An 8295-nucleotide genomic window follows, 5' to 3' on the forward strand; every position below is an offset into this window, starting at 1 on the left:
CGCTGAACCACCAGCTGCGGGCCGTCACCCGGGCCACCACCGCCAGAGCGCCACGGCGACCAGCACGCCGGCCGCGCCGCCCGCCAGCCGCAGCCCGTCACCCAGCCCCGGCGGGGTGAAGGAGCAGGACAGCCGGTCGGCGCCGGCCCCCAGCGGCACCGCGAGCAGCCCCTGGGCGGACTGCGGCAGCAGGGGCGGCCCGCCGTCCAGCGCGCACCGCCAGCCCGGCACCGCCGGCAGGGCGAGCAGCGCCGTGCCGGTACTGCCCGGGTGCAGGTCGGCGCTGATGGTGTGTCCGCCGGCGCGCACCCGCAGCGCGCCGGTGGCCCGCAGGCCGTCCACCGCGCCGGCCAGTGCGGCCGGATCCAGGCAGCCGAACGGGCGGGCCGGCACCTGGGTGTCCGCCCCGGCCCGGATCTCCACGCGCACCGTGCCGTCCGGCGGCACCGTGCCCAGCGGCACGATCGGCAGCGCGGTGGCGTTCTGCCGCCCGGCCACCACCAGGTCGCCGATCGGCCGGCCGAGCACCCCGGCCAGGTAGGGGGCGTAGAAGTAGGCCGCGCGCCCCGGCGTGCATCCGGCGGTGAAGACCGTGCCGCCCGCGCCGGCGGGGGTGGCCGGCACCGACCAGCCGCTGCTGCCGTGGTCGGTCGGCGCCGGACCGCCGGCCGGGCGCGGCACCGGGACCTCGTAGACCCTCGCCCCGAGCAGGGCCTGCTGGCGGGAGAAGACCGAGGAGGCGTCCAGCACGGTCGGCGGGTGCACGGTGACCAGCGGCGCGGCCGGTGCCCGGCGCAGCGTCAGGTCCTCCTCCAGCGAGGTGGTCACGGCGAAGAGCGCCTGGCCGACCGGGTCGGCGAAGCTCAGGGTCTGCCGTCCCTGCAGGAACCAGCCGGCGCCCAGCGCGTGCAGCGTCTGCGCGGTGGTCGCCGGCAGGTAGTCGCTGCGGTAGCCGCCGCCCTGGGCGCCCAGCAGCATCGGGTCGTTGCCGGTGAAGACGTGCGGTCCGGGGTCGGTCCGGCTCAGCGGCCAGTCGTCGGCGGCGCGCAGCCGTTGCCGCGCCGAGCGCACCGCCGCGCCGTCCGGGACCGGCGCCAGGTCCGGGCGCCGCTCGCGCAGCACCGGCACCCACAGGGCCGCCCCGAGCGATCCGGCGAGGACCGCGCAGGTCAGCAGGGTGAGGGCGACCCCCTGCCGACGCCGCCCCGGGCGGCCCAGCAACTCCAGCAGCACCACCAGCAGCGGCACCCCGACGCCCAGCAGCACCCAGCCGGCCGGTCCACCCGGGCCGTGCCCGGAGCCGGGTCCGGAGCTGCCGAGCGCGGCCAGCAGGGCGAGCAGCGCGACCCCGCCGCCGAGCGCCGGCAGCGCGGGGCGCCGCGAGAGGCAGACCCAGGCGGCCATCGTCAGCAGGCCGCTGAGCACGAAGGTCGACCGGTAGGGATCGCCCTCGGGCGCCTTGGAGAAGTGCCAGAGCAGGAAGTCCGGGCGCCAGGCGAAGGAGCCCGCGAGCAGCAGCAGCGCCGCGCACCAGCCGATCCGTTCGGCCGCCGGCACCGCCCGGTTGAACGGCAGCGCCGCCACCAGCAGCAGGCCGAGCACCCCGACGAAGACGTCCGGCAGCGTGCGGGTGGCCAGCGCGCCGGGCAGCAGGTGGGACAGGTAGTCGCCGAACGCGGGCGTGCCCGGGCGCAGCACCGCGGCCGGCTGGGCGGAGCGGCCGGCCAGGAAGCTCACCCAGAGCGCGGGGGCCGCCAGCCCGATCCCGACCGCCGCCATCGCCACCGCCCGCGCCAGCGCGCGCAGCCGTACCGACGGCGCCCGCCGGTCCAGCAGCAGGCGCAGCACCAGCACCAGGCCCGCGCCCAGCGAGGCGGTGGCGGCGGTGGGGAAGTTGCCCCACCAGGCCAGCGCCACCGCCAGGGTGCCCGGTACCCAGCCCCTGAGCCGCACGCAGCGGTCGAAGGCCAGGCAGAGCAGCGGCAGCGCGACCGGTCCCCACAGCCGCGCCGGCTGCCCGGCGGCGTCCACCAGCACCCAGGCGCAGAGCCCGTAGCCGGTCGCCAGCAGCGCGCGCGGCCAGGGCGGGCCGGGGCGCAGCCGCCCCAGGAAGATCGTCATCAGCGCGACGGCCAGCCCGATGCTCAGCAGGGTGGCCAGCAGGACCGCGTACGGCACCGCCGCGCGCGGCAGCAGCGCCACCAGCCAGCTGAACGGGTTGAGCAGCGAGCCGATCAGGTCCGCCGCGAACGGCGCGCCGTACCCGCTGTCCCAGTTCAGCAGCAGGTCCCCGCCGCCCTGCCCGCGCAGCAGGTCCCACAGGTGCGCGTGCATCGGCACGACCTGCTCGGTCAGCTGCGTCCCGGCCCGCGGCCGCGACCCGAAGGGGTCGGCCCCGCGCACGGCGAGCGCCGTCCCGTAGGTCCCCATGGCCAGCCCCGCCGCCCCCAGGGCCGCCCACCGTTCGCGCATGCGGACATCCTCGACACGTTCGGGTGATTCCCCCTCAGGACCCGCCGGGTAGCCTGAAGTGGATCGCCAGAATCTCTCGCATGGGAGTAACGATGAGCGTCGCACCGTACCCGGACTGGCTCCGTCCGCCCACCGGCGGTTACACGGCCGACGACCTGGACCGCCTCCCCGACCTGCCTCCGCACACGGAGCTGATCGACGGGAGCCTGGTGTTCGTGAGTCCGCAGACGAAGTTCCACATGCGCACGATGCGCGCGCTGGAGCGCGGCCTGGAGAGCGCGGCGCCGGCCGGGTGGGAGGTCTGGCGTGAGATGACGGTGAAACTCGACCTCCGCAACCGCCCCGAGCCGGATCTCATGGTGGTGGACGAGGAGGCGGACACCGGTCCCGGGCAGACCAGCTGCCTTCCGGAGCACGTCCTGCTGGCGGTGGAAGTCGTCTCGCAGGAGTCCGAGGCCCGCGACCGCGAGGCCAAGCCCCGCAAGTACGCGGCTGCCGGGATCCGCCACTTCTGGCGCGTGGAGAGCGACGAGGGGCGCCCGGTCGTCTACGCCTACGAGCTCGACCCCGCCACCCACTGCTACGTCGCCACCGGGATCTTCCACGACCGCCTCAAGCTGGACCGCCCCTTCCCGCTCGACATCCTGCTGCCCGGCCGCTGAGCCGTTCCGCATTCTGGACATCGGATGTCATCCCCTGGGACGAGGAGTACCGTTCCGGACATGTCTCGCAGCCTTCGTCTCGCAGTGATCCCCGGTGACGGCATCGGCCAGGAAGTGGTGGCCCAGGGCCTTCGGGTGCTCACCGCCGTCCTCCCCGCCGACGTCAAGGTGGAGACCACCGAGTACGACCTCGGAGCCCGTCGCTACCACGCCACCGGCGAGACGCTGCCGGACAGCGTGCTGGCGGAGCTGAAGACCCAGGACGCGATCCTGCTCGGCGCGATCGGCGACCCCTCGGTGCCCTCCGGGGTGCTGGAGCGCGGGCTGCTGCTCAAGCTGCGGTTCGCCTTCGACCACCACATCAACCTGCGCCCGGGCAAGCTCTTCCCCGGCGTGGCCTCCCCGCTCGCGGGCGACCCGGTGATCGACTTCGTGGTGGTCCGCGAGGGCACCGAGGGCCCCTACGTCGGCAACGGCGGCTCGCTGCGCACCGGCACCGAGCACGAGGTGGCCACCGAGGTCAGCCTGAACACCGCCTTCGGCATCGAGCGCGTGGTGCGTGACGCCTACCGGCGCGCCGCCGCCCGCCCGCGCAGGAAGCTCACGCTGGTCCACAAGAACAACGTGCTGGTGCACGCCGGTCACCTGTGGACCCGGATCTTCGAGCAGGTCGGTCGGGAGTTCCCCGAGGTCACCACCGACTACCTGCACGTGGACGCGGCGACGATCTTCTTCGTCACCCAGCCCGAGCGGTTCGACGTGATCGTCACCGACAACCTCTTCGGTGACATCCTGACCGACCTGGCCGCCGCCGTCACCGGTGGCATCGGCCTGGCCGCGAGCGGCAACATCAACCCCTCGGGCGCGTTCCCCTCGATGTTCGAGCCGGTGCACGGCTCCGCCCCGGACATCGCCGGCCAGGGCAAGGCCGACCCGACCGCCACCGTGCTCTCGGTCGCCATGCTCCTGGAGCACCTCGGGTTCGCGGACGAAGCGGCCAAGGTGGAGGCCGCCGTCGCGGCCGACCTCACCGAGCGCGCCGGCGCCCGCAGCACCTCGCAGGTCGGCGACGCGCTCGTCGCCCGAGTATCCGGCTGACGGGCCGGCTGAGGCGCTCCTCCCCAGGACAACACCCACAGCTGTTCGGCACGGCCCCTGAGATGCGACCATCAACAGTGGGCCGTGCCGTCGTGCGTTTCTGCAGCCGACGGCGGTCACGGCCCGGACCAACCCCACGGTGAAGGACAGAAGCCATGACCACGCCCACCCAGGCGCCCCTCACGTTCGAGCTCAAGCCCTCCGCGCACCCGCTGCCCGCGGCCGAGCGCGAGGCCCGGCTGGTGAACCCCGGCTTCGGTCGGGTCTTCACCGACCACATGGTCACCATCCGCTGGACCGAGGGTCGCGGCTGGCACGACGCCCAGCTCACGCCGTACGCGCCGCTGGAGATGGACCCGGCGAACATGACGCTGCACTACGGGCAGGCGATCTTCGAGGGCCTCAAGGCCTACCGCCAGCCCGACGGCTCGATCGCGACCTTCCGCCCGGAGGCGAACGCCGCCCGCTTCCAGAACTCGGCCCGCCGCCTGGCGATGCCGGAGCTGCCGACCGCGGACTTCGTCAAGGCCGTCGAGCTGCTGGTCCAGCAGGAGCAGGACTGGGTGCCCAACGAGGCCGAGCAGAGCCTCTACCTGCGGCCCTTCATGTTCGCCACCGAGGTGGGCCTGGGGGTGCGCCCGGCCAACGAGTACCTCTTCATGATCATCGCCTCGCCGGCCGGCGCCTACTTCCCCGGTGGCGTCAAGCCGGTCTCGGTCTGGCTCTCCGAGGAGTACGTGCGCGCCGCCCCCGGTGGCACCGGCGCGGCCAAGTGCGCCGGCAACTACGCGGCCTCGCTGGTCGCCCAGGCGCAGGCCGCCGAGAAGGGCTGCGACCAGGTGGTCTGGCTGGACGCCGCCGAGCACAAGTGGATCGAGGAGATGGGGGGCATGAACCTCTACTTCGTCTTCGGCGAGGGCGAGAACGCGAGGATCGTCACGCCGGCCCTCTCCGGCGCGCTGCTGCCCGGCATCACCCGCGAGTCGCTGCTCACCATGGCCGCCGACCTCGGCTACGCCACCGAGGAGCGCCGGATCTCCACCGACGAGTGGAAGCAGGGCAACGCGGACGGCACCCTCACCGAGGTCTTCGCCTGCGGCACCGCCGCCGTGATCACCCCGGTCGGCTCGGTCAAGTCCGCCCGCGGTGACTGGACGGTCGGCACCGGCGAGCCGGGCCCGGTCACCATGCGCCTGCGCGAGACCCTGCTGGGCATCCAGGGCGGCACCGTCGCGGACACCCACGGCTGGCTGCACCCCATCGTCTGACCCCCGCACCACCACCACCCGTCCCGGGCGCCGCACTGCGAGGAGGCGCCCGGGCTGGGTAACCTCGAAGTGCTTCGCTCGTTGAGCCGGTGGACCGGAAGGCAAGGAGGGGCCATGTCTGCGCCGACGCACGACTTCGTCGAGCTCGGGGACCGGGATGAGCACGCCTTGGTGGAGGCCTTCCTGGCGCTGGAGACCCCCGAGGGGTTCAAGGCCGAGCTCATCGAGGGGAAGATCGTCGTGACTCCACCGCCGGACGGCGAACACGAGACCGTGATCGGGCGGATCGTGCGCCAGGTGTTCACCGAGGGTCCCAAGGAGGTCGACTTCGCTCCCGGCAAGGGCCTGGTGGTGCCCGACGGGCACTACATCCCCGACGCCACCTTCGCCCGGCGCGGCGCGTTCAGCGCCGCGGACTCCTGGTGGAAGCCCGAGGGGGTCCTGATGGTCCTGGAGGTCACCTCCCGCCGCCCGGGCAAGGACCGCGAGGAGAAGCGGACCGGCTACGCCGCCGCCGGGATCCCGCTCCACCTGCTGGTCGACCGCCAGGCCGGTCTGGTCGTCCTGCACAGTGACCCCGAGGGCGCCGAGTACCGGGGCGTCACCCAGGCCGCCATCGGCGAGCCGCTCGACCTGCCGGCGCCGTTCGGGTTCGCGCTCGACACGGGCGAGCTCTTCTGAGCAGCCCACCCCGGCCCCTCCGTCCCGGATCGCGAGACGGGGCGGCCGCAGGGCGGACGGTGTGCCAGACTGCGAACGTGTCCTCGCTCGCGCTCATGATTAGCAGCAGGCGCGCCGGTCCGCAGTGACCGTTCCGCAGTGATCCCCGCGGGACGACCACCGTGTCAACAGACCCGCGCGCAGACCTCTCGCACCCGCGAGGGGTCTTTTCTTTTGCCCCGCCGAGCCCACCCCGCGCCGGCCGGGCAGGATCCGGTCCCCGGCACCGCCCACGAGGCGGTGCACGGAACCCGGGTGGCGCGCGGGATGGTGGACAGTGGGGCCGGGATCGTCCGGCAACAGCAGCAGCTCTCCCCGAACGGAGAAACCAGGGTCATGACCGACGGCAGTACGCGTCACCCCGACGACAGCTTCCACGTCTTCGACACCACCCTGCGCGACGGCGCGCAGCGCGAGGGCATCAACCTCACGGTGGCCGACAAGCTGACCATCGCACGGCACCTGGACGACTTCGGGGTCGGCTTCATCGAGGGCGGCTGGCCCGGCGCCAACCCCCGCGACACCGAGTTCTTCGCCCGTGCCGCCGCCGAGCTGGAGCTGCGGCACGCCCAGCTGGTGGCCTTCGGCGCCACCCGGCGGGCCGGCGGCACGGCCGAGGCCGACCCGCAGCTGGCCGCGCTGGTGGACTCCGGCGCGCCGGTGATCACCCTGGTCGCCAAGGCGCACGACCGCCACGTGGAGCTGGCCCTGCGCACCACGCTGGAGGAGAACCTGGAGATGGTCCGGGACAGCGTCTCCTACCTGCGCTCGCGCGGGCGGCGGGTCTTCATCGACTGCGAGCACTTCTTCGACGGCTACCGGGCCAACCGCGAGTACGCGCTGCGCGTGGTCCAGGCCGCGCACGAGGCCGGCGCCGACGTGGTGGTGCTGTGCGACACCAACGGCGGCATGCTGCCCGCCGGGGTGCACGAGACCGTCGCCGACGTGCTCGCGGCCACCGGCGCCCGGCTCGGCATCCACGCGCAGGACGACACCGGCTGCGCGGTGGCCAACACGCTGGCCGCGGTGGACGCCGGGGCCACCCACGTGCAGTGCACCGCGAACGGCTACGGCGAGCGGGTCGGCAACGCCAACCTCTTCCCGGTGGTGGGCGCGCTGGAGATCAAGTACGACCGGCGGGTACTGCCGGCCGGCAAGCTCACCGAGATGACCCGGATCTCGCACGCGGTGGCCGAGGTGGTCAACCTGACGCCCTCCACCCACCAGCCCTACGTCGGCGTCTCGGCCTTCGCCCACAAGGCCGGCCTGCACGCCTCGGCGATCAAGGTGGACCCCGACCTCTACCAGCACATCGACCCCGAGCGGGTCGGCAACACCATGCGGATGCTGGTCTCCGACATGGCCGGACGGGCCTCGGTCGAGCTCAAGGGCCGGGAGCTGGGCTACGACCTGTCCGCCGACCGCGACCTGGTGGGCCGGGTGGTCGCCAAGGTCAAGGAGCAGGAGAACCTCGGCTACACCTACGAGGCCGCCGACGCCTCCTTCGAGCTGCTGCTGCGCGACGAGGTGCACGGCAGCCGGGCGCGGTTCTTCACGCTGGAGTCCTGGCGCTGCATCAGCGAGCAGCAGGCCGGCGGCGTGGCGGCGGGCAACGAGGCCACCGTCAAGCTCTGGGCCGAGGGCGAGCGGATGGTCGCCACCGGGGAGGGCAACGGCCCGGTGGACGCGCTGGACCGGGCGCTGCGCGCCGCGCTGGAGCGGATCTACCCGCAGCTGGCCAAGTTGGAGCTGGTGGACTACAAGGTCCGCATCCTGGAGGGCCAGCACGGCACCGGCTCGCGCACCCGGGTGCTGATCGAGTCGGCCGACGGGACCACCACCTGGTCCACGGTGGGCGTCGCCGACAACGTGATCGCGGCCTCCTGGCGGGCTCTGGAGGACGCGTACACGTACATCCTGATCAAGGCCGGGCTGGTGCCCCGCGACTGACGAACCCGCGGCCCGCGGGCCGGTACGGGTACGCCGTGGGGACCCCGCTCGGGGTCCCCACTTCGGCTATCGCAGTCGGGCGAGCAGGGCGTGTTCGACGAGGGTGATGAGGGCGCTCTTGGCGC

At 73.6% G+C, this 8295-nt stretch carries 6 protein-coding genes; 5 read left to right on the forward strand and 1 reads right to left on the reverse strand.

Features of this window, described 5'->3' with window-relative positions; genetic code table 11:
* Positions 1-24 precede the first annotated feature (24 nt).
* A complete protein-coding gene (locus tag ABD323_RS37695) occupies positions 25-2472 on the reverse strand; it encodes a YfhO family protein (RefSeq protein ID WP_344446611.1) in 2448 nt (815 codons plus the stop codon).
* Positions 2473-2564: 92 nt separating this feature from the next.
* On the opposite strand from ABD323_RS37695, the gene ABD323_RS37700 reads away from it, so the two are divergent.
* The 5 genes from ABD323_RS37700 to cimA all read left to right on the forward strand — a co-directional run bounded on the left by ABD323_RS37700 (position 2565) and on the right by cimA (position 8170).
* Positions 2565-3134, forward strand: coding sequence for a Uma2 family endonuclease (locus tag ABD323_RS37700; RefSeq protein WP_344446612.1), 570 nt, complete (start codon positions 2565-2567; stop codon positions 3132-3134).
* A 60-nt stretch (positions 3135-3194) separates the two neighbouring features.
* Complete coding sequence (locus ABD323_RS37705; protein ID WP_344446613.1) at positions 3195-4232, forward strand: 3-isopropylmalate dehydrogenase; 1038 nt, start codon at positions 3195-3197, stop codon at positions 4230-4232.
* Between the two features lie 155 nt (positions 4233-4387).
* The gene (locus ABD323_RS37710) at positions 4388-5500 is read left to right on the forward strand and encodes a branched-chain amino acid aminotransferase (protein WP_344446614.1); all 1113 of its coding nucleotides are present in this window, start codon (positions 4388-4390) and stop codon (positions 5498-5500) included.
* Positions 5501-5614: 114 nt separating this feature from the next.
* Positions 5615-6181 (forward strand): Uma2 family endonuclease, encoded by a 567-nt coding sequence (locus ABD323_RS37715; RefSeq protein ID WP_344446615.1) that lies wholly within the window; start codon positions 5615-5617, stop codon positions 6179-6181.
* A 375-nt stretch (positions 6182-6556) separates the two neighbouring features.
* A complete protein-coding gene (cimA, locus tag ABD323_RS37720) occupies positions 6557-8170 on the forward strand; it encodes a citramalate synthase (RefSeq protein ID WP_344446616.1) in 1614 nt (537 codons plus the stop codon).
* The last annotated feature ends 125 nt before the right edge of the window (positions 8171-8295 follow it).

Origin of the sequence: Kitasatospora nipponensis (assembly GCF_039528135.1) — a bacterium.
GTDB lineage: Bacteria > Actinomycetota > Actinomycetes > Streptomycetales > Streptomycetaceae > Kitasatospora > Kitasatospora nipponensis.